Annotated in this window: 10 protein-coding genes; all 10 read right to left on the reverse strand. The window is 69.1% G+C overall.

Going from position 1 to position 22,244, the window contains the following annotated elements:
- Position 1 precedes the first annotated feature (1 nt).
- A complete protein-coding gene (locus MRBLMU1_RS00650) occupies positions 2–1,081 on the reverse strand; it encodes a methyltransferase (RefSeq protein ID WP_363495486.1) in 1,080 nt (359 codons plus the stop codon).
- Positions 1,074–5,150, reverse strand: a complete 4,077-nt coding sequence (locus MRBLMU1_RS00655) for an amino acid adenylation domain-containing protein (RefSeq protein ID WP_363495489.1) — start codon at positions 5,148–5,150, stop codon at positions 1,074–1,076. The genes MRBLMU1_RS00650 and MRBLMU1_RS00655 overlap by 8 nt, the downstream gene beginning before the upstream one ends.
- A 15-nt stretch (positions 5,151–5,165) precedes the next feature.
- Entirely contained in the window at positions 5,166–6,278 is a 1,113-nt protein-coding gene (locus MRBLMU1_RS00660) for an alcohol dehydrogenase catalytic domain-containing protein (RefSeq protein ID WP_363495492.1), read from the reverse strand.
- A gap of 32 nt (positions 6,279–6,310) precedes the next feature.
- Positions 6,311–11,848, reverse strand: a complete 5,538-nt coding sequence (locus MRBLMU1_RS00665; protein ID WP_363495495.1) for a beta-ketoacyl synthase N-terminal-like domain-containing protein — start codon at positions 11,846–11,848, stop codon at positions 6,311–6,313.
- Positions 11,835–16,997, reverse strand: a complete 5,163-nt coding sequence (locus MRBLMU1_RS00670) for an amino acid adenylation domain-containing protein (RefSeq protein ID WP_363495498.1) — start codon at positions 16,995–16,997, stop codon at positions 11,835–11,837. The genes MRBLMU1_RS00665 and MRBLMU1_RS00670 overlap by 14 nt, the downstream gene beginning before the upstream one ends.
- A gap of 48 nt (positions 16,998–17,045) precedes the next feature.
- Complete coding sequence (locus MRBLMU1_RS00675; RefSeq protein WP_363495501.1) at positions 17,046–17,357, reverse strand: hypothetical protein; 312 nt, start codon at positions 17,355–17,357, stop codon at positions 17,046–17,048.
- A 317-nt stretch (positions 17,358–17,674) separates the two neighbouring features.
- On the reverse strand, positions 17,675–19,084 hold the full coding sequence (locus tag MRBLMU1_RS00680; protein WP_363495504.1) for a Gfo/Idh/MocA family oxidoreductase: 1,410 nt from the start codon (positions 19,082–19,084) through the stop codon (positions 17,675–17,677).
- Positions 19,085–19,190: 106 nt separating this feature from the next.
- Entirely contained in the window at positions 19,191–20,489 is a 1,299-nt protein-coding gene (locus MRBLMU1_RS00685; RefSeq protein WP_363495507.1) for a Gfo/Idh/MocA family protein, read from the reverse strand.
- Complete coding sequence (locus MRBLMU1_RS00690) at positions 20,476–21,348, reverse strand: FAD:protein FMN transferase (RefSeq protein WP_363495510.1); 873 nt, start codon at positions 21,346–21,348, stop codon at positions 20,476–20,478. The genes MRBLMU1_RS00685 and MRBLMU1_RS00690 overlap by 14 nt, the downstream gene beginning before the upstream one ends.
- 3 nt (positions 21,349–21,351) lie before the next feature.
- Positions 21,352–22,170, reverse strand: a complete 819-nt coding sequence (locus MRBLMU1_RS00695; protein WP_363495513.1) for a 3-keto-disaccharide hydrolase — start codon at positions 22,168–22,170, stop codon at positions 21,352–21,354.
- Positions 22,171–22,244: the final 74 nt, after the last annotated feature.

The following is a 22,244-nucleotide window of genomic DNA, read 5'->3' on the forward strand; positions in this document are numbered from 1 at the left end:
CTTATTTGACTTCCACCTTGCCGTCTATTTGAAACAAGTCCTTGTACTGGTAAGCGCATTCGAATTCCAGGACCGAAAATGCGCTCGAGGTTGGAATTACCCGCAGTAGCACCAGCCCGGCCTCGATGCTCAGTCTTGCCAGTTCGGCCACCGTCCGCAGCCGCCCCCCATGGCTGCACGCCAACAACAGCAAATCGCGAAACGCGTCCTCCGCCGCATAGCTGGCGTCGGCGATCACGCCTTCGATGAGGATCAACCGCGCGTCCCCCGCCATGGCCCGACGCACATTGCGCAGGATGCGCACGCAATGCTCGTCGTCCCAATTGTTCAGCACCTTGCTGAGGATATACAGCCCGGCCCCGCCGGGCACCGAGTCCAGCATGTCGCCGGCGGCCACCGCGTAGCGGCCGTGCAATCCCCGCTCACTCAGATAGCTGGCCGCGCGCTCCATCGTCGCCGCCACGTCGAACACCGTCCCGCTGGCGCCTGGATACCGCGCCAGTATCCCCGCCAGCATATGGCCGACGCCGCCCCCGACGTCGATCATCGACGCGTACGGCGAAAAATCATACGCCTCCAGCAACGCCGGCAGCCCCAGCCCGGAATACACGGCCATCGCGCCGTCCATCAACTGTGCGCGCTCCGGGTACTGGCGGTACCAGCCCACTTGAGGGTCTTGCGGCAGCACCGGCTGGCCGGTGCGCACGCTCGCGTTCAACTGCGCCATCGGCAGCAGGACGCTGTCGTCCAGCAGATAGCGCGCCAACGCCTGCACCGATCCCGGACCCGGCAACAGCGTCGCGCCGAACGGTGTAACGCGATATCGATCATCCTCGCGCCGCAGCACGCCCATCGCCGCCAGCCCCGTGAGCAACCGCCCGAGCGCGGCCGCGTCCAGGCCCAGATGCGCGGCCAGTTCCGGCGTGGTGGCGTGGCTCCCCTCCTCCAGCGCGGGCAAAATCTCCAGCTCAAGGGCGGCCTTGACGGACAGCGGGAAGATGATCGATCCCAGCGCCTTCATCATCGCCGCTTGTGGCGACGAACCGGCGGCTTCGCGGCCGGCGGTATGTGGTTTATCCATGCGGAGCGTCTCCGACGTTCGGTATGTAAGGAGCCAACCTGGCGGCCAGCACATCGACGAGCGGCGCCCGCATCATGGAGACGTGATCGCCCGGCACGGCGACCACCTCCACCGGCAGTTCCGTGTATTGCTGCCAGCCCAGATCGGGCGCCCGGTCATGTTGCGCGCCGATCCGCATGGCGTCGACCGCACGCAGGACCAGCAATTTCCCCGCATAGACCTGCGGCCGGTACTCCAGCGCCATGCGGTTGTGGAGCAGCATGGTGTCCAGGTAGCCGCCAAACTGCCGCACATCGGTATCCTCCGGGATCAGCCGGAGATCCTTGAACAGCTTGAAAAACAGCGTGGTCCGCCCATGCTCGTCCGCGCCGCGCAACGCCGCCTCCGACAGATCGACATCCCGCCCCGCGAACATGGCCGCTTTTTGCGCGAACAGCAGCAGGCGTCCGGTGTCGTCCATCGGCGGCTCCGCGTGCTGGCCCGGGGCCGGCTGGTCGAGGATGACGACGGTCGGCGTCAGGCCGCGCCCGCGCCGGTAAAGCTGCCCCATTTCGAACGCCACCAGCGCTCCCATCGACCAGCCGCCGAGCATGGGCGCGCCGGCGCCGAATGCGGCGAAGGCGGCGTCCGCGTAGCCGCGCGCCAGATCGGCGATCGACGCTTGGCCGGCCCTTGTCGACGATTGCGCGGCGATAAACGGGAAGTCAGGCCCCAGCGCGCGCGATAGCGGCATGTAGCACAGCACGTCGCCGCCCGCCGGATGGCACAAACATAGCGGCGTGCGCTTGCCGTGAGGCTGAATGGTCACCAACGGCGTTTGCGGGGCTAGCGCGCCGCTGGTCCTGATCAGCGCAGCCATCTGCTCGACGCTGCCGTGCGCGAACAGGCTGGCCAGCGGAAGCTTCACGCCCCAGGCGTCGTACACCCTGGCCATCAGCTGGACCGCCAGCAGCGAGTGGCCGCCCACATCGAAGAAATTATCCTGCACGCCGAGGTCGTCGACGCCGATCAATTCACGCCAGATCCGGAGCAGCGTGGCTTCGCAGTCGTCGCGCGGCGGGCGCGTTGCCACCTCCTGCCGTGCCGGCGCGTTCAGCCGCGCATGGTCGATCTTGCCGTTGGCTGTCAACGGGATCTCGTCAAGCACCCCGATGAATGCAGGTACCATCTGCGGCGGCAAGCGCTGCGCCGCAAAGCTTTTGATATCCGCCGGTTCCGCTTCGGCGCCGGGATGAAGACGGACAAAGGCCGACAATTGGCCAGCCGGGTCGTCCTCGGTTGGTGGCCGCAACACCGCCTGCGCCACGGCCGGATGCGCCGCCAGCGCCGCCTCGACCTCGCCGGGCTCGATACGGAAGCCGCGCAGTTTGATCTGGCGGTCCCGCCGACCGACGAACACCAGCGCGCCATCGGCGCGGTATTTACCGATATCGCCGCTGCGGTACAACCGGTCGCCCGCCAGGAAGGGATTGGCGATGAAACGCGACGCGGTCAATTCGGGCCGGTTCCAGTAGCCGCGCGCGACGTTGTTGCCGCCGATGTAGATCTCGCCCTCGACGCCGGTCGCCACCGGCTCCAGCGCCGCGTCCAGCAGGTAGATGCGCGAACCGGGCAGCGGAAAGCCCAGCGGCAGCTGTCTTCCCTCCGGCGCCGCCGGCACACGGTAAGTCATCACCCCGACCGTCGTTTCGGTGGGACCGTAATGGCCCAGCAGCGCGCAGTCCGGTGCCAGCTCGCGCACCCGCGCCACCAGATCGGCCGGACAAGCCTCGCCGCCCAGCACCAGGCAGCGTCGCGGCAGCACGTCGGCGGCGTTCCTGGCCGACAGCAGCGCGCGCAGATGCGAGGGCACGATCTTCAGCGCCTGCACCGGCGCGGCGGCGAAGTAGTCGGCCAGGCCGACCGCGTCGGTCGCCAACGCGGCGTCGACCACGATCACGCTGGCGCCGTTGAGCAAGGCGGGGAAGATCATCGTGTTGCCCAGATCGGCCGCGAACGACGACACCGTCGCGCACCGGTCGCCCGGGGCCAGCCCCATTTGCGGCCAGATGGCGTCGCAATAGCTCAATAGTTGGCGATGCTCGACCGCCACGCCCTTGGGCACGCCGGTGGTGCCGGAGGTGTACATCAGGTAGGCCAGGCTGTCGGCGGCGACCCGCACGTCCAGATTGGTGGAGGGATGGCGCGCAAATTCGTCATCGGCCTCGTCGAGGTACACAGTCCGCAGCGGCAGGCCCAGGTCATCGATCAGCGCACGGTACGGCGACTCGCTGACGACGATGGTCGCGCCGGCATCCGTCAGCACCGCCGCCAGCTGCCGCGCCGGATAGCCCGGATCGAGCGCCAGGTAGCCGGCGCCGGCCTTCATCACGGCCAGCATGGCGCACACCGCGTTTGCGCCCCGTCCCAGCAGCAGCGCCACCGGCCGGTCGATCGCGGCGCCCAGCGCCACCAGGTGGCGCGCCAGCCGGTTCGCCCTGGCGTTCAAGCGCGCGTAGCTCCAGCGCTCGCCTCCGCCCTCGACGGCCAGCCGTTCGGCATCGGCCAGCGCGCGCGTTTCGAAGCGCAGGTGGACGCTGTCGCCGGGAACCGGCGGCGCGCTCGCCGGCGCATGGCGCAGATCGTCCTCGAAATAGCGCAAGCGCCCGATGGCGGTGTCCGGCGCGGCGACCATGTTCTCCAGCGTGGTGCGATAGTGGCGCAGCATACGGGCGATGGTGGCGGCGTCGAACAGCGCGCTGGCGTAGTACAGCGTCAGCACCAGTTGCCCGTTGACCTCCTCGCTCCACAGGTTGAGGTCGAATTTGGTGGTCTGGTAGTCGATCTTCAGCAACTCCAGCGTCATGCCGGGGACGTCGTACAGCGATGGCACGTTCTGGTGCACATACATGACCTGGAACAGCGGATGCGCCTGCAGATTACGCTGCGGCCGCAGTTCGCCGATCAGCTTCTCGAACGGCAGGTCCTGGTGCCGCAACGCCGCCAGGGTGGTGGTCTTGACGTGGTTCAGAAACGCGCGCACGCTGTCGTCGCCATTCGCCCGGACCCGTATGGCCAACGTATTGATGCACAGTCCCATGACGCCCTGCGACTCGGCTCGGTCGCGGTTGGCCGTCGAGGTGCCGATGACCAGGTCGTCCTGGCCTGTATAGCGGTACAACAGCAGCAGCCAGGCGCCCATCAGCACATGGAACAGGCCAAGCTGCTGCTGCCGCGCGAAGCGGCGCAGCGACTCGCCCAGGGCGTCCGGCAGGGTTATGGAGTGCAGCGCCCCTTCGTGCCATGGCGCGGCGCCACGCGGGCGGTCGGTCGGCACCGGCAGCGGCGGCGCCTCCGGCAACAGTTGCCCGCGCCAGTAGGCCAACTGGCGTTCGTAGGAGTCGCCGCCCAGCCAGTCGCGCTCCCACTGCACATGGTCGATGTACTGGAACGACGGCGGCGCCGGCAAGCCGCCACCCTGCCCCAGCGCATCGTAAATGGCCGACAGCTCGCCCGCCAACAGCGCGTTCGACCAGCCGTCGGAGACGATGTGGTGCGATGTCACCAGCAACATGTAATCCAGTTCGTCCAGTTGCAGGACGCGCAGCGCGAATAGCGGTCCGTTGCGCAGATCGAAGGCTTGGCGTCCTTCCTCGGCGGCGATGCGCAGCGATTCGGCCTCGCGCTCGGCCGGCGCCAGCGCGTGCAAGTCCTGCCACGCGCAGCGCGGCGTCAGCGTGGCGTGGACGCGCTGGAACGGCTTGCCGCCGACGTCGTGGAAGGTGGTGCGCAAGATGTCGTGGCGGCGGGCCACCTCCTCGACGCCGCGAAACAGCAGTTCGCGCTCCAACGGCCGCCGGCAACGCACCCGCATGGCGGCCGGGTTGTTGGCGGCGCGCGAGTCCGGATTGAGCTGGCACAGGAACCACATCCGCTCCTGCGCGCTCGACAGCGGATATTCTTGATTGGCGTTGCGCGGCATCGTCGCCGGCGCCCTGGGCTTGGCGTCGGGACGCTCGACCCGCCGCACCAGCGTCTTGATCTGATCGCTCGATAGCCTCGCCAGCCGTTGTCCCAGTTCAGAGTTCATCGTGTGGTGTCCCTGTTAGTCGTAGCGCAGCACCAGCTTGCCCATGTGGGTGGCGCGCGACATCACGGTCAGCGCCTGTCCCAGTTCTGCCACCGGCCAGGCCCGCCACTCGACCGGGGCGAAGTCGCCGCGCTCCAGGTGCTGCGCGATCTCCCGCAACAGCCGGTTCAGTCGCCGGGGTTGGGCCACGAACAGTGCCAGGTCGATCGCGGCGAAGGTCAGGCCCTTCTTGAAAGGCGCCAACCGCAGCGGCGCGTCGTCGAACACGGCCTGCTTCTCGATTTGCAGGAAGCGGCCGAACCAGCCCAGGCAATCGAGGCCGGCCCCCAGCGCGGCGCCGGGCAGCGTGTTGAGGACCACGTCGACGCCCTCGCCGCCGGTGCGCTCGGCGATCTGGCCGGCGAACGTCAGCGAGCGCGAGTCCATCGGCGCCGCGATGCCCAGCGACTCCAGCCGGCGCCGCTTGTCGCCGCTGCCGGCGGTGGCGTATATGTGCGCGCCCAACCAGCGCGCCACCTGGATCGCCGCCATGCCCACGCCGCCGGTGGCCGAGTGGATCAGCACCCGCTCGCCGGCCTGCAGCCGCGCCACCTCGTGCAAGGCGTGGTAGCTGGTCAGGAATCCCGTCGGCACCCCGGCCGCCGCCTCGAAGCCGAGGCCGGGGGGAATCGGTGCCGCCTGGAGCGCCGAGACGTTCTGCAGCGACGCCAGGTGCATGCCGTCGACGATGTTGCCATCGCGGTCGAAGTGGCCGGCCGACAGCGCCATGACACGGTCGCCGACGACGAATTCGGTGACGCCCTCGCCGACGGCGGCCACCTCGCCGGCGTAGTCGGATCCCATCACCGACGGTACGCCCGGCGTCGGCGGATAGCTGCCCATGGCGATCATCAGGTCGCGGAAGTTCAGGCTCAACGCCCGCACGCGGATCTGGATCTGGCCCGGTCCCGGCGCCGACCCGGTCCAGGGCATGAAGCGGATGCCGGCGAAGTTGCCCGGCGCCGCCAGCGCGCAATGAAAACCGGCGCCGGGCGGCGGGCCGCCGCCGCCATCCGGGACCGGCACACGGCGCCGCGCCAGCGCGTTGGCCAAGGAGTTGGCCAGCTTCGCGCGGCGTTCGGGCGACATTCCGGCGAGCGATTCCAGTGGCGGCCCCAACGTCAGGCCTCCAGTCCGGCCAGCAGGCCTTCCAGCGTGCCCTCGTCAGTCAGCTCCAGCAACGCCGCCACGATGGCGTCGGCCAACCCGCGCACCGTCGGGTCCTGGTAGAAGACGGCGATCGGCAGGTCGATCTGGAAGGCCTGCGCGGTGTGGGCCACCGTCTGCACCGCCAGCAGCGAATTGCCCCCCAACTCGTTGAAGTTGTCGTTCACCCCGATCGGCCCGATGCCCAGCACGCCGCTCCAGATTGCGCATACCGCTTCTTCGATGTCATTGGACGCCGCCACATAGGCCGTCGACAGCGGTGGCCGCGCGTGGGTGGCCGGGGCTTCCTCGCGCTGCGCCTCCGCCTTGGCGCTTTCCGCTCCCGGCTTGCCGTCCTCGATCAGCGCCTCCAGATTGCTGCTGCAGACGATCACCTGCGGCAGATGGCGCGCGGCCAGGATGCGTTCGAGCGCGTCGCGCCCTTCCTGCGGCAGGATGTCCTTGGCGTCGCCCGCCGGCGCGGCCGCCTTGGCCGCCGGCGGCGCCTGCTCAGGCTGGAAGCTGGCCGGTACCACCGCCGACGCGTTCTTCAGCGTGTAGCGCTCGATGCGCGCCAGCGGCTGGCCCTCGCCGTCGAACAGCGTCACGTCCAGCGCCAGCGTGGCGGCGCCGTGCTCGAAGGTGTCGTGCAGCCGGATATGGCTCCATACTTGCGCCGGCAACGGCCGGAAAAGGCTGATGCGCTTGTACGCCATCGGCAGGTACAGCTGGTCGGTCAGCCGGTGAACGGCCGCCACCAGCGCCACGTCGGCCAGCGCCGGGTGGAAAGGATGGGCCTCGAACTCGTTGGCGAATTGCTGGGGCACGGTCAGCCACATCAGCCACTCCCGTTCGCCGGCGTGGGTCTCGCGCAGCGCATCCCAACGCTCGCCCAACGTCAGCATCGGCGTGCCGTCGGCGCGCTCGATGGCGCGGTTCCAGCCGCGCTGGTCGACCGCGCCAGCGCAGCGTTGCCGCAACTGGCGCAACTGCTGTAACTGCGCCAGGTCCGCGTTTTCGTCCCCGTCGGCGCCCAGGCACATCTCGCCCATGAAGTGCTCCTGCCACGGGCCGTCCTCGGCGCCGGCCTGGCTTTTGAAGACAAAGGCCAGGCCGCCATCGCGCGGCCGCAGGAACAGGCGCACCCGGCGCGGCACGCCAGGCTCGAAAGACAGCGGCGCCATGAAATACAGATTCTCCAGCACCGCCCCGCCGGTTTGCCCCTGCTCCCTGGCATGGCGGTACAGCAGCTCCAGGAAGCCCGTGCCCACCAGCGTCGGCACGCCGAACACCTGATGCTCGTTGACCAGCCAATCCCGCGCCGGGTCGACCAGCACGTCGTAGATCTGCTGGCCGTCCTGCTCGGCCGCCAGTTGCAGCCACGGCCCGCCGGGCTGGCGCGCCGCCGGGCGCTTGATCGTACGCGCGGCCTTGCCTTCGCTCCAGCGCGCGGCCATGCCAAAGCCGGTCCAGGCGCCCCAGTTGACGGAGGTGACCCGTCCGGGGTTGCGCTGGTTGCGGTAGTGCGCCAGGGTGTCCATGAAGTTGTTGGCGGCGCAGTAGTCGACCCGGCCGGCCTCGCCCAGCACCGAGGTGACCGATGAGAACAGCAGCATGAAATCGAGCGGGCGCCGTTCGAACAGGCGGTCCAGCACCAGCGCGCCCTCGACTTTTGCGCGCAGCACCGGCGCGGCCATCTCCTTGGTCTTGAGCGAAATGACGCCGCCACCGGCCACGCCGGCCGAGTGGATCACGCCGTGGATGGCGCCGTAGCGGAGCTCCACATCGTCGATCAGCGCCGCCATGGCGTCGGCGTCGGCGCAATCGCAGCCGGCCAGCACCAGTTGCGCGCCCTGCCGTTCCAGCGCCTCCAGCCCGCGCAGTTTGAACGAGGTCGGCTCGTCCTCCGGATGCCGATCGAGCCAACCGGCCCATTCGTCCCGTTGCGGCAGCGCGCCGCGTCCGGTCAGCACCAGCGTCACGCGCTCGGCGCCACGGGCGATCTCGCCCGCGAAGAACAGACCGAGGCCGCTGACGCCGCCGGTGACCAGATAGACGCCACCGTCGCGCAGCCGCCCGCGCAAACCGTCGGCGGCGGGCGGCAGCGGCAGCGGATCGAAGGCCTCGGTCCAGCGGTGGGCGCCACGGTAGGCAACCAGCGTTTCGTCGTTGACCAGGCGCGCCTCGGCGATCAGCTGCTCCGCCAGCGCCGGCACCTCGCCGGCCGAAGCCGGCAGCCGCAGATCGACGAAACGCGCGCGCACGGCCGGCAGCTCCTTGCCGACCACGCGGCATGGACCGATCGCCAACGCCTTCAGTGGATGGCTGACCGCCTCGCCGGCGATGTCGAACACGCCGTTGGCGGCCACGATCAGGTGCAGGCCGCCCAATATCGCCTGGCTGGCGCACGCCTGTTGCAGGTAGACCGGGCTGTAGAACGCGAGCACGGTGGCGTCGGCCGGCTCGGACCTGGCGTCCGCCCGGCTGTCGGCGCCGACGTTCCACAAATGGAGGATGCGGTTCGGCGCCATGGCGTCTGCCTTGAGCGCGGCGATCATTCGGGTGTAGTCGTCCGGGATATGCGGCCGCACGGTGAAATGGCGGGCATCGGCGCGCTGGAACTCCGCGCCCTGGCGTACCATGACGACGGTCTCGCCGCCGCGTTCGAGCGTGGCGGCGATAGCTTCGGCCAGACCGGCCTGGTCGTCGAATAGCAGCCAGTTGGCCGGCGCCGGGATCGTCGAAGGTGCTAACAGGGCCGGCGCCAAGGTGCGCCGCCAGGACGGCACCGAGAACCAGCGGCCGACGTCGGGCTGCTTGCCATCGTCCACCGCCAGCGCCGGCTGGCGGGTCTTGGACGGATCAAGCGCGTAACGCTGGCGCTCGAACGGATAACCCGGCAGCGGCACCCGGGACGGCTGCGCGTCGCCGTACCAGGCCGGCCAGGACACGGCGCGGCCCAGGGTCCACAGTGTGCCGACGGCATTGTTCAGATAGACGCGGTCCGAGCCGTTCTCGTTGGCCGCTTTCATCGAGCGCAGCGCCGCGTGGCCGTCCTTGGGCGTCAGGTACGGCTTGATCGCCGACAGCAGCGACTGGCCCGGGCCGCATTCCAGGAAGATGGTGGGCACGCCGCCGTCGATGCGGCTGCGCAGCGCGTCGGCGAAGCGCACCGTGCGCCGCACATGCTGTACCCAGTAGTCCGGATTGGTCGCCTCTTCGGCCGTCAGCGGCAATCCGGTGACGGTCGAGATGATCGGCAGCTTCGGCGGATTGAGCGTCAGCGAGGCCACGGTTTCGGCGTAGGCCGGCAAGGCCGGGTCCATCATCGCCGAATGGAAGGCGTGCGAGGTGTCGAGGCGCTTGGCGTAGACGCCGCGTCCGGCCAGTTGCGTCTCCAGCTGCGACAGCGCGGCCGCCGGCCCGGCCACCACCGTCAGCTGCGGGCCGTTGACGGCGGCCACCGACAGCTGCGGCGTCAACAGCGGCAGCAGCTCGGCCTCAGGCAGCAGGACCGCCAGCATCGAGCCGCCCGGCAGCGCCTGGATCAGCCTGCCCCGGCTGGCCACGGCGTGCAAGGCATCCTCCAGCGAGAACACCCCGGCCAGGCAGGCCGCCACGTATTCGCCCACGCTGTGGCCGATCAACACGTCCGGCGCGATGCCCTGCGCCTGCCACCATTTGGCCATCGCGTAGCTGGTCACGAAGATGGCCGGCTGGGTGTATTCGGTGCGGTTGAGCGTCTCGGCGGCGCGCTGCGCGTGGTCGCCGCGCGCGTACATGATGTCGCGCAGGTCCGCGCCCAGCCGTGGCGCCAGCAGGTCGCAGCAGCGGTCGATCTCGGCGCGGAACACCGGCTCGCTGCGATAGAGCTCCAGGCCCATGCCGGGAAACTGGTTGCCCTGGCCGGGGAAGACGAAGGCCAGCGGCCGCGCCGCGCCAGTGTCGCACACGGTCTGGCCGCCGGGCTGCGCCAGCGCCGCCAGCAGGTCCTCGCGTTCGGTGAACGCGACCGCGCGGCGCTGCGCGAAATGGCGCCGCCCCACCTGGCAGGTGTAGGCCGCGTCATGGACGTCGAGTTCCGGATGGCGCTCCAGGTGCAGCCGCAGACGTTCGGTGGCGGCGTCCAGCGCGGCCGGCGTGCGCGCCGACAGCAACAACACGTTGTCCGGCCGGCGCGCCGCCGACGCTTGCCGAACCGGCGGCTCCTGCAGGATCGCGCAGGCGTTGGTGCCGCCCACGCCGAAGGAATTGATCAGCGCGCGCAGCGGGCCGCCGTCGCGCACCAACGCCAGGCGGCCGGTGTTGACGAAGAACGGGCTGTTGGGAAAATCGATCTTCGGGTTCGGCATGGCGTAGTTGAGCGAAGCCGGCAAGGTGCCGTGCTCGAGCGCCAGCGCGACCTTGATCAGGCTGGCGGCGCCCGAGGCGACGTCGGTGTGGCCGATATTGCCCTTGACCGAGCCGAGCGCGCAATACTGGCGCTCGCCGGTATAGCCGCGGAAGGCCTGCGACAACGAGGCCACCTCGATCGGATCGCCCAGCGAGGTGGCGGTGCCGTGCGCCTCCACAAAGCTCAGCGAGCGCGCCGACACGCCGGCGCGCTCCATCGCCTCGATGGCCACCTCCACCTGGCCGTTGACGCTGGGCGCGGTGAAGCCGACCTTGTCGTTGCCGTCGTTGTTGACGGCGCCGTCGAGGATGATGGCGTAGACGTGGTCGCGGTCGCGCTGCGCGTCCTCCAGCCGCTTGAGCAGCAGCACGCCGGCGCCCCGGCTGAACACCGTGCCGTGGGCGGCGGCGTCGAACGGGCGGCAGCGGCCGTCGGGCGACTCCATGCCGCCGTCCTGGTACAGATAGCCCTTGTGCTCCGGCGTCTCGACGGTCACCCCGCCCACCAGCGCCATGTCGCACTGGTGCGACAGCAGGCTGTTCACGCCCAGCATGGTCGCCACCATCGACGTCGAGCAGGCGCTCTGCACGTTCACGCTGGGGCCGGTGAGATTGAGTTTGTACGACACGCGCGTGGTCAGGTAATCCTTGTCGTTGCTGGTAACGACCGCCGCCGGGCTGGAGAACTTTTTGACGTCGGGATGGTTTTCCACCTGGCCCAGGTGCCAGTTGGTGCCGTTGCCGCCGAAGACGGCGATGCGCTCGGCGGTCTGCTGCGGGTCGTAGCCGCCGTCCTCCAGCGCGTGCCAGGCGCATTCGAGGAACACCCGGTGCTGCGGGTCGAGCAGCTCCGCCTCGCGCGGGGTGAAGCCGAAGAAGGCGGCGTCGAACTGGTCGGCGCCGTCGATGATGCCGCGCGACTTGACGTAATGGGGTAAACGCACCAGCTCCGGCGGCACGCCGGAGGCCAGCAACTGCTCGTCGGTGAAGGTGGTCAGCGATTCGACCCCGTCGAGCAGGTTGCGCCAGTACTGGCCGACGTCGGCCGCGCCCGGGAGCCGGCAGGCCATGCCGATGATGGCGATATGGTTGGCAGGATTGATGCGTTCACGAGTGGTCATGGTGTTCACCTTCGCTCTCATTGATCGGGGTCATCGGAATCACCGGCGGGCGCTGGCCGGCGCGCTGGTCGCGCTGCGCCGCCCGTTGCGCCATCCGTGACAGCATGGCGTCGCCTGGCGCGCCGCCGCCGGCGATGTGGCGCGCCAGGCCGCGGATGGTCGGGTACTGGAACAGATCGATATTGCTCACCTCCACCTGTAAACGTTGGACGATCAGGCTGCGCATCATCGCCATCAGCAGCGAGTGGCCGCCGACGTCGAAGAAGCTGTCTTCCGGGCCGAAATCGGCGCCGCCCAGCACCGACTCCCAGATCGCCGCCAGCGCCAGCTCGGTCGCGGTGGCGTAGCGGTGCGCGGCCGTCGTGACGACCGGGGCCTGCCTGTATTCCGGCCGGGGCAGCGCCGCCATATCGGTCTTGTTATTGGGCAGCAGCGGCATCGCCTCCAGTTCGACGAAGGCGGCCGGGATCATGTAGTCCGGCAGCGTGCGTTTCAGGTGCAGGCGCAGCGCCGCCGGATCGGCGCCGCCCGCCGTCGCCGCCTGCAGATAGGCGACCAGGCGCACGTCACCGGGACGGTCCTCGCGCGCCAGCACGATGGCGTGGCGCACGCCGGGATGGCGCAGCAGATGGTGCTCGATCTCGGCCAGCTCGATGCGGTAGCCGCGCACCTTGACCTGGCGGTCGGCGCGGCCCAGGAACTCGATGGTGCCGTCGTGCCAGTAGCGCCCCAGGTCGCCGGTCTTGAACAGCGTGGCCGGCGGCGCCGGCGCGGCCGGGCCCGACGGCAGGTAGGTGAACGGATCGGGGATGAACACGCGCGCCGTCAGTTCCTGCCGCTGGTGGTAGCCGTGCGCGACCTGCACGCCGCCGATGTACAGCTCGCCGACCATGCCGATCGGCACCGGCCGCAGCGCGGCGTCGAGGATGTGGATCACGGTGTTGGCCACCGGCCTGCCGATCGGCACGGAGCGCAGCCGCTCGCCGCGCCGGCAGGCCCAGTGGCAGACATAGATCGAGGCCTCGGTCGGCCCGTACAGGTTGTGCAGCTCGCCGTTGTAGCTGGCCAGCACGTCGTCCTGCAAGGTCAGCGACAGCGCCTCGCCGCCGCAGAAGATGCGCCGCAGCGAGGGGCACAGCGGCAGTTGCCCGGCGTCGGCGAAGGCGCGCAGCGCCGACGGCACGAACTGGATCTGCGTGATGCCGTTGGTCCGTATCAGCGCGCCCAGCGTTTCCGGCGCCAGCAGCTGGTCGCGCCGGCCCAGGTGCAGCTGCGCGCCCGCGATCAGCGGCAGAAAGATCTCCCACACCGAGATGTCGAAATTGATCGAGGTCCGGCCCAGCACCTTGTCGCCAGGCCGCAGCGGAAAGCGCGAGCGCATCCACTGCACATAGTTGCATACGCCGGCGTGCGGCACTTTCACGCCCTTGGGCCGGCCGGTCGAGCCGGAGGTGTACATCACATACATCAGGCTGTGGGGATCGGCGGCGGCCACCGGCGGGCCGGCCGGACGCCGGGCGACCTGCGCGCGCTCGTCGTCCACCACCACCAGCGGCACCTCGCAGGCGGGCAGGCGCGGCAAATGGGAACGCTGCGTGACGATCAGCGCCAGGCCGGCGTCGGCGATGATGTCGGCCAGCCTCTCGCGCGGGAAGCCCGGGTCCAGCGGCACGTAGGCCGCGCCGGTCTTGAGTATCGCCAGCAAGGTCACGATCAGGTCGGCGGTCGGCTCCAGGTGCACGCCGACCCAGCGGCCAGCGCCCGGCGCGAGGCCGACATCGGCCGCGATCAGGTGGTGGGCCAGCTGGTTGGCGCTCCGGTCCAGTTCGCCGTAGGTCAGACCCCGTTCCCAGCTCGCCAGGGCCGGCGCGTCCGGCGTGGCGGCCGCCTGCCGCTCGAACAGCCGCAACACCGTGTCCGGCGGGGTGCCGTCGGCGGTGGCGTTCCAGTGCGTCATCAGGGCCCGGTCGGTGGCGCCGGACAGCTCGAAGGCGCCCAGCGCGCGGCCCGGGTCGTCCAGCGCCTGCTCCAGCAACAGCACGAACTGGCGCAGCAGCCGCTCGGCGCTGCCCTGCGCGTACAGGTCGGTGTTATACGACAGCCGCAGTTCCAATCCCTGCTCGCGGTCCTGCACCTCCAGCGTCAGCTCGTACTTGGCCTCGTCGTTGCCGTCTTCGTGGACAGCGCAGCGCAGGCGCTCGTTGACCGCGCCCCCGTACAGCTTTTCCTGGAACACGAACATCGCCTGCACCAGGGGCGCACGGCTGGCGCTGCGCGCCGGCTGCAGCAGCTCGACCAGCTTTTCGAACGGGAAGGACTGATGTTCGAGGCACGCCAGCGACGACGCCCGCACCTGCGCCAGCAGCTCGCGGAAGGTGTCGCCGGCGTTCATCCGGGTGCGCATCACCATGGTGTTGGCGAACAGGCCGATGGTGCCGGCGGCCGCCAGCGGCTCGCGGTTGGCGGCCGGACAGGCGAGCAGCACGTCGGTCTGGCCGGAATAGCGGTGCAGCAGCAGGTTGAACACCGCGAACAGGGTCATGAACGAGGTGGTGCCGTGGCGCTGGTTGAACGCCGCCAGGCTGTCGTGCAGCCCGGCCGGAACCGCCAGCCGGCTGACCGCGCCACGAAAGCCGCGCACGGGCGGACGCTGGAAATCGGTCGGCATCTCCAGCACCGGCTGGCAACCGTCGAGATGCCGGCGCCAGAACGCCAGGCTGGCGGCGCTATCCTGGCCCGCCCGCCAGCGCACCCAGTCGGCGTAGGCCATCACCGAGGCATTCGCGCGCGCCGGTCCGCCGGTGCGGGACCGGTAGTGGTCGATGAACTCGCGGCAGAACAGGCCGATGGAGCGGCCATCGAAGACGGCGTGATGCACCGTCACCTGCAAACGGTGCTCGTTGCCGGGCAAACCGAAGCAGGTGAAGCGGAACAGCGGGCCCTGCTCCAGATCGAAAGGCTGGCGGCCGTCGTCGTCGGCCAGCCGCTCGCACTCGCGTCCGGCGGTGGCCGGGACGGCGTAGCGCAGGTCGACCCGGCGCGCCGCCACCGCCAGCGCGGACTTCACCGACGCCAGCGGGCGGCCGCCGGCCTGCGAGAACACGGTGCGCAGCGCGTCGTGCGCCTCCACCACGGCGGCCAGGCTGGCGTCGACGGCATCTTCGTCAAGGTCCCCATTCAGGCGCAGCGAGAAGCGCATGTTATACGCGCTCAGGCCGGGATAAGTCTGCGCCAGCAGCCACAGCCCCGCCTGGCCGGGAGAGCACAGGCCCGGCTCCGCCGCCAATGTCGCCACCGTTGGCGCGTGGTCCGGGGCGGCGGCCGGCGCCGACAGCCGCTCGGCCAGCGCGGCCGGAGTGGGATGGTCGAAGAAGCGGCGATAGTCGAGCGCGATGCCCAGCTCGGCGCGCACGCGGCTGATGACGGCGGCCACCTGCAGCGAATCGCCGCCCAGTTCGAAAAAGTGGTCGTCGATGCCCAGCCCATCGAGCCCCAGCACCTGCTCCCACACGCGCAGCAGCTTGCGCTGCATGGCGGTGCGCGGCGGCACGCAGGCGTAGGTCAGCCGTGGCCGGGCGCGGCCGGGAGCCGGCAGGCCGCCACGGTCGATCTTGCCGTTGGCCAGCGTGGGCAGCGCCTCCAGCACCACCCAGGCCGACGGCAGCATCGCTTCCGGCAACCACGCCGCCAGCGCGGCGCGAATCTGGTCGACCGGCACTTCGGCGCCGGGATGGAACACCAGATACGCCACCAGGGCCTTGTCCAGACCCTCTTCGCGGCAGGCGACCACCGCCATGCGGATGGCGGGATGGGCCGTCAGCGCCGCCTCGATCTCGCCGCATTCGATGCGCACGCCCCGGATCTTGACCTGGAAGTCGCGCCGGCCGATAAACAACAGCTCGCCCCTTGTGTTATACCGGCCCAGGTCGCCGGTGCGGAACAGCGGCCGGCCTGTCAGGTGCGGCAAGGGGTTGGCGACGAAGCGCCCGCGCGTCAATTCCGGCAGGTTGACGTAACCGAGCGCCACGCCGTCGCCGCAGATGCAGATCTCGCCGGGTTCGCCCGGCCCGACCTCGCGCAGGTCCTCGTCCAGCAGGAAAATTTCGGTCCCGGCGATCGGCCTGCCGATGCAGGCCGGCGCACCGGCGCGCAATTCCGCGTAGCTGGCGTTGGCGGTCGCCTCGGTCGGCCCGTAAAGATTCCAGATCCGTAGCGCCGGCCAGACGCGGGCGCTGCGGTCGAGCAGCATATCGTGCACCGCCTCGCCGGACAGCAGCACGCAGGCCGGGCCGGGCGGCCGCTCGGCGGGTGGCAGCGCCTCGACACACTTGAGCACTTCGTTCCAGACCGACGGCACGCAATACAGGCCGAAATCGGGATGGGCGCGGAACCAATCCAGCAGCAGCGGCGGCTGGCGCAGCACATCCCGGCCCAGCACCTGCTGGGTACGGCCAAGCAGCAGCGGCGCATAGAACTGGGTGACGTGGGCGGCGAAGCCCATCGACGACGTCAGCGGCACGTCGACGCCGCCCAGTTCCGGACGCAGATGGTGGCAGTGCCAGTCGAGGTAGTACGCCAGGTTGCGGCGCGTCACCATCACACCCTTGGGCTTGCCGGTCGAACCCGAGGTGTACAGCAGGTAGGCCAGGCTGTCGGGATCGGTGGCGGCGCGCGGCGCGGCCTCGGTGTGGATGACCGGCAGCGGCTGGACCGGGCCCAGCACCATGATGTCGCGGACCAAGGGGGCCAGCTTCGGCTGCAGGTCGGCCTGCGTGAGCGCCAGCGCGACGCTGGCGTCCTGCACAATGTAAGCGAGACGCGCGGCGGGATCGGCCGGCGACAGCGGCACATAGGCCATGCCCGCCTTGAGCACCCCCAGCACCGCGATCGCGGTCAGCGGTCCGGGTTCGAAACAGACGGCCACGCGCGCCCCGGCCGGCAGCCGGCGCGCCAGCAACGTGGCGCACAACTGGTCGGCGCGCCGGTTCAATTCGGCATAACTGAGGGCGTGGCGCTCGCTCTTGACGGCGATCAGGTGGCCGTGCCGCTCCGCCTGCCGTTCGAAGCTCGCGACCACGTCGGTGATAATCGGCGTTGCCGCGCCGCGGCCTCGACCCTGTGAAACGGAAAGGGAGCCTGTGATGTCCATGTGTCCTTTCGTGCGGATGGCGGGAACGGCGGGCAACGGCCGGCGGCGTCAGGATGCCAGGATGGCTTTGACGGACACGATGTGATGACTCATGTTTTCGGCGGCGCGGGCGGCCGTATCCGGGTCGTCGTGGTGGTAATTGGCGACGTGGAAGACCGGCGTGCCACCGATGCTCTTGAGGATGCTCTCCACGTATTTGTCGCGGGTATCGTCATCGAGCCCGAACAAGCCAACGATGGCCTTGACGGTGGCCTCGGTGCCCTGCTTGCGACTCAGTTCGGTCTGGATCAGGGATTTCAGCGCCGGGTCGCTGGTGAAGCGGTCGATGATGTCTGAAGCTTTGTCTTTGATGGTAGCCATGGGTTCTCCAATAGAGGCAACGCGGATCAATGCCAGCACCCACCAGGAGTCCCGGCGTCGGTAAACGAGCACGCGGCTCGACTTTCGTCAAAGTAGTCGCGGCGTTTTTATGGCCGAGTACGCTTCAACCAATTCAGATTAACAATGTTTTAATGGCCCGCCTTGACGTGGCTCAAGTCAAGAACCCTTGCTTTGCGGCGCATGGTGGACGGTGCGGGGAGCCCGGCCGTGGGCCGGGGGATGGCGGAATGGCGGGCAGCACGGCGCTGGCGCGCCGCGTGGCGGAGGAAACGGCGGCGGGCCTGGCGGCCCGCGCCTCACAATTTGTAGAACTGCTCCCAGTCCCTGCGCGGCGGTACGCCGTCCAGCAGCGCGTCGGCCAGCCGATGGTTGGTGATGCGCTTGCTGACCGGATCGAACTCGAGCTTCGCGTTCACGCGCTGGGCGATGACGCCCAGGCTCATCGTTTGACACAATGGCCCGGCGACCGCGAAACTTGAGCGGCAGGTTTCCTGTCCCATGCAGGCGCGCAGGAAGTTGGCGAAGTGATTGGACGGGCTGGCCGGGACCTCCGGCAGGCGCGCGCGGATCTCCCGCGATTTTTCGCCGTCCAGGATTTGAAGCTCGGAACCATGCGTGCCGCCCTTGAACGTCAGCCCCTCGCCGTAAATGATCTTTCCGGGCGCTAGCTGGTCGGCGGTGGCGTTCGCGCCTTTCGACGGCGGCGGAATCGAGGGATCGACCACGGACGCCCCCATGTTCGCCGGCAGCGGCGGCAGATTGTCCCTGCCGTCGTACCAGGTCAGGTCGAGCGGCGGCAGCGCGCCGCGCGCCGGAAAATGGAAGCCGAGTGTCGACGCCTGCGGGAAAATGAACGGGCTGTGGCCCTCCAACTTAATGGCGTCCACCAGGGTCGGCAGGCCGAGTTGCAGGAACTCGTGGGCGGTGTCGAAGATGTGGGCGCCCCAGTCGCCGAGCGCGCCGTTGCCGAAGTCGAACCACGAGCGCCAGTCGCCGTTCACATAGCCCTGGTTATAGGCGTGCATGCGCTCGGTGGCGATCCAGCCGTCCCAGTCGAGCCCCTCCGGCAGCGGCTGGGCCGGCAGGTAGCCCGACACCCGCATCCCGTGCCAGCGGCGCGGATTGTTCATATAGGCCGTGATGCGGGTGACATTCTTGATGACGCCTGCATTGACCCAGGCCTGGAACTGGAAGTAATTGGGTCCGGAATGGCCCTGGTTGCCCATCTGGGCGGCGACCTTGTATTTTCGCTCGGCGGCCATCATCAATTCGATCTGGCGGAAACTTTGGCCCATCGGTTTTTCGCAATAGACATGCTTGCCTTGCGACATGGCGAGCATGGCGACCGGAAAGTGCGAAAAATCCGGCGTGCCGATGCTGACGGCGTCGATCCGCGTGCCCATCTTGTCGTACATCTGGCGGAAATCGCGGAAGCGCGGCACGTCGGGGAACAGCTTGAGGATTTGCGCGGTATGCGGCGCGCCCATATCGGTATCGCACAGGGCCACGATGTTCGCCAGGCCGGTGGCGTGCAGGTCCAGGATGATCTGGGCGGCGCGGTTGCCGATCCCGACGCAGGCCAGATTGACCTTGTCGCCCGGGGCGGCGCCCACGGCCAGGCGTGGGACGAGAAGCGCCGAAGCGCCGGCGGCGAGCGCGCCCTGGACGAAAGCGCGGCGGCGCGGCGAGGAAGGTGTGTGCGTCATGACGATTCCAGTTCTGGTTGACGGGCGTTTGACATGGCGGAGCGTCGCGGCCGCTCCGCAGGGCCGCCAAGGACCAAGGCGGTTTGTATCAGGCCGGGAAACCGGCTCATTCGTAGTGACCCGGCCACAGGATTTCGCCACCCTGTTCGACCGCGGCCAGCCCCATCAACGTGGCGACGCCGGCGCGGTAGGCGTGTTCGATCATCTGCGGGATCTTCTGGCCGGAACGGATGGTGTTGGCGAAGGCGGCCAGCGATACGGCGGTGCCGTCGTCGCCGTTGGCGTTGCGGCGCAACGCCAAGCCCTGGCCACCCTGTTTGAGTTCGGGCTTCCAGGAAGGCGCGGCGACGGCGACGGTGTCGAACCCGCCCTGTTCCAGCTGGGAGACGAGTTGGGCGACGCCGGGCGCGGGCTGCGCCTGTTCGAAATAGGCCTTGGCGCTCTCCCCTTCGATGGTGCCCTTCGAACCCATGATCTGCACCTCCATGCCATGGAAGCGATTGCTGCTCAGCGAGTCGTACACCACCGACACCCCGTCGCGATAGCGATAGACGACGTTGACGTTGTCGTGGACTTCGCGGCCGTCCTTCCAGTGGTTGATGCTGCCATAGCCGACGCAGGACAAGGGCGCCGCGTCGAGGAACCAGTTGGCGACCTGCAGGTGGTGCGAGCCCAACTCGCCCATCAGTCCGGCCGAGTAGGCGCGGTACAGGCGCCAGTTGAGGATGCGCTCCAGTTCCGGCGTGGCGGCCGGGTTGCGCCAGTCGGCGTTGCGGTGCCAGTGGGCGCGGATCTGGGTGATGTGGCCGATCGCGCCCCCGCGCACCATCTGGTGCGCCTGCAGGAACTGGTTGCTGAACAGGCGCTGGTGGCCGATCTGGAAGGCGCGCTTGCTGGCGCCGGCCGCGCGGGCGACGGCGCGGCATTCGTCGATCGTCAGCGCCAGGCTTTTTTCGCAAAACACGTGCTTGTCGGCCGCCAGCGCGTCGAGGCACATCGGCGCGTGCTGATGCAGCGGTGTCGCGATCACCACCCCGTCGAGGTGCGGGGTCGCCAGCAGCGCGCGGTGGTCGGAGAAGGCAAGCGGCTTGCCGCCCGCCGATTGCATGCCGAGCCGCAGATGGGGCGCGTGGTTGTCGCACAGCGCCACCAATTCGACACCAGGGGTGCGCAACAGGTCCTGCATCAGCCGCCGGCCGCGCGAGCCGGTGCCGATCACGCCGAGGCGAACCCGGTCGGACGCGGCCGAACCGAGCGGCGCCGCGCGCAATGGCGCGATCCAGGGCAGCGCGCTCAACACGCCGGAGCCGGCCACGGTCGCCGCCAGCCGGGTCAGAAACCGGCGCCGGCGACGCCGGTCTTCGGCTAGATCGCCGGTGCTTTCGGGGACATCAGGATGCATCATGCCATCTCTTGTGCAGGCCCTGCGGACCGGCATCCGCCGAGCATACGAACTCGACGCCTTCCGCCCCGGGGTAGTTGTTCAATATGCGGGCGCGTTCGGCGCGGGAGGTGACCAGCAGCGCGGTGGAGAGCACTTCGGCGTCGACCGCGCTGGCGCACGCCACCGACAGCACGCATCGGCCGTTGCGCCGCAGGCCGCTGTGCGGATCGACGGTGTGGCCGTCGTCCGTGCGGTTGCCCGAGGAGGACATGGCGCCGTCGCGCAGGTGAAAGCTGTGCAGCGCGGTATCGCCACGCGCGGGATCGACGACACCCACCGGCCAGTAGGGACCGGCCGGGTGGCTGCCGATCACGGCGATCGAACTTTCGCCGAAGCTCAGGAACGCCCGCTCGACGCCGCGCGCGCGCAGTCGCCGCACCACGTTGTCGAGGGCGATGCCCTTGCCGACGCCGCCCAGGTCGAGCTGGACGCCCGGCGAGGCGAAGCGCACGGTGCGGGCGGCGTCATCGAGTTCGACGTATTGCATGCCGTTGTCCGCTGCGGCCAGCGAGGCGCCGCTGGTGCGGGCGCCCTGGGCGATATCGAAGGCGCCCCCGGTGCGCCGCCAATGGTCGCGGCAGGCCAGTAGCACGTCCCAGGCGTCGCCGGCGGCCACCGCCGCTTGTCCCGCGTGCCGATTGATGCGCGCCACGGCGCCGTGCTCCACGAACCGGCTCATGAGCCGCTCCTGCCGGCCCACGAACGCCTCCACTTCTCGCGCCAGCCGAACGCCGGCGGCGGCGGCCACCGACGGCAGCACCACGGTGAAGCGGGTGTTCATCGCCGCGAACGTATGCTGGAAAACAGGCGTCCCCGGCATGGCCTATTTTCCGCCCAGGTCGCGAATCTTGATGTTGCGGAACGAGACATCGTTACCGTGGTCCTGCAGCAGAATATGGCCGTCGGGCCATTCGCCAAACAGGGGGATCTCCTTGAACTTGCTGGCGGCGACGCTGGCGCGGAACGCCGGCGAGCCGCGCTCGAACTCGACCGTCTTTTTACCGTTGAGCCAGAACGATACGAGCTTGCCTTTCGATACGATGCGCGCCTGGTTCCACTGGCCGACCGGCATCACGGTTTTGTCCTTGGCGGCGGGAATGAGATCGTACAGCGAGCCGATGGTGCGGTTGCCGTCGCGGCCCAGCTTGGCGTCGGGATGGCGCTCGTCGTCGAGCACCTGGAACTCCAGGCCGATGGCCGAGCCGATCTGGGCGGGCTTGCCGGTGACCTTGTCGATGGCGCTGAGGGTCGGCTGGGTGAAGATCTTGATACCGCTGTTGGCGCCCGGCGTGGTCTTGAATTCGGCGCTCAACTCGAACTCGGCATAGCGGCGTGTGGTGATGATGTCGCCGCCGCCCTGCGATTCCTCGCCGTCCTTCCCCTGCACGGACAGCACGCCGCCGCACATTTGCCAGCCTTTTTCGGGGAAAACGTCCGATTTGACGGCGCGCCAGCCGGCCGACGTGCTGCCGTCCCACAGCAGGCGCCAGCCCTCCGCCTTCTCCGCCGGCGTCAGGCTGGTTTGAGAGGCGCCGGCGGCGCCGTCCGCACAACTCCGACGCGCCGGCTCCGCCGCCATGGCTGTCGCGCCCACCGCCAAGGCGGTCCCGGCGAGTAACAGTATCGCTGCCAATTTGCTCATCAAACCCCCTCGAATTGAATCGGATCGGGACAAATGATAGCGCAATCTTTTGATATGGGATACGACTTTTTCGG

This window comes from Burkholderia sp. LMU1-1-1.1, from assembly GCF_040675865.1.
Classification (GTDB): Bacteria; Pseudomonadota; Gammaproteobacteria; order Burkholderiales; family Burkholderiaceae_D; genus Rugamonas.

Coding starts and splice junctions, on each gene's coding strand:
- MRBLMU1_RS00680 (WP_363495504.1), bottom strand. CDS start 19,084: ATGACGCACACACCTTCCTCGCCGCGCCGCCGCGCTTTCGTCCAGGGC.
- MRBLMU1_RS00665 (WP_363495495.1), bottom strand. CDS start 11,848: ATGACCACTCGTGAACGCATCAATCCTGCCAACCATATCGCCATCATC.
- MRBLMU1_RS00675 (WP_363495501.1), bottom strand. CDS start 17,357: ATGGCTACCATCAAAGACAAAGCTTCAGACATCATCGACCGCTTCACC.
- MRBLMU1_RS00650 (WP_363495486.1), bottom strand. CDS start 1,081: ATGGATAAACCACATACCGCCGGCCGCGAAGCCGCCGGTTCGTCGCCA.
- MRBLMU1_RS00685 (WP_363495507.1), bottom strand. CDS start 20,489: ATGATGCATCCTGATGTCCCCGAAAGCACCGGCGATCTAGCCGAAGAC.
- MRBLMU1_RS00670 (WP_363495498.1), bottom strand. CDS start 16,997: ATGGACATCACAGGCTCCCTTTCCGTTTCACAGGGTCGAGGCCGCGGC.
- MRBLMU1_RS00690 (WP_363495510.1), bottom strand. CDS start 21,348: ATGCCGGGGACGCCTGTTTTCCAGCATACGTTCGCGGCGATGAACACC.
- MRBLMU1_RS00660 (WP_363495492.1), bottom strand. CDS start 6,278: ATGTCGCCCGAACGCCGCGCGAAGCTGGCCAACTCCTTGGCCAACGCG.
- MRBLMU1_RS00695 (WP_363495513.1), bottom strand. CDS start 22,170: ATGAGCAAATTGGCAGCGATACTGTTACTCGCCGGGACCGCCTTGGCG.
- MRBLMU1_RS00655 (WP_363495489.1), bottom strand. CDS start 5,150: ATGAACTCTGAACTGGGACAACGGCTGGCGAGGCTATCGAGCGATCAG.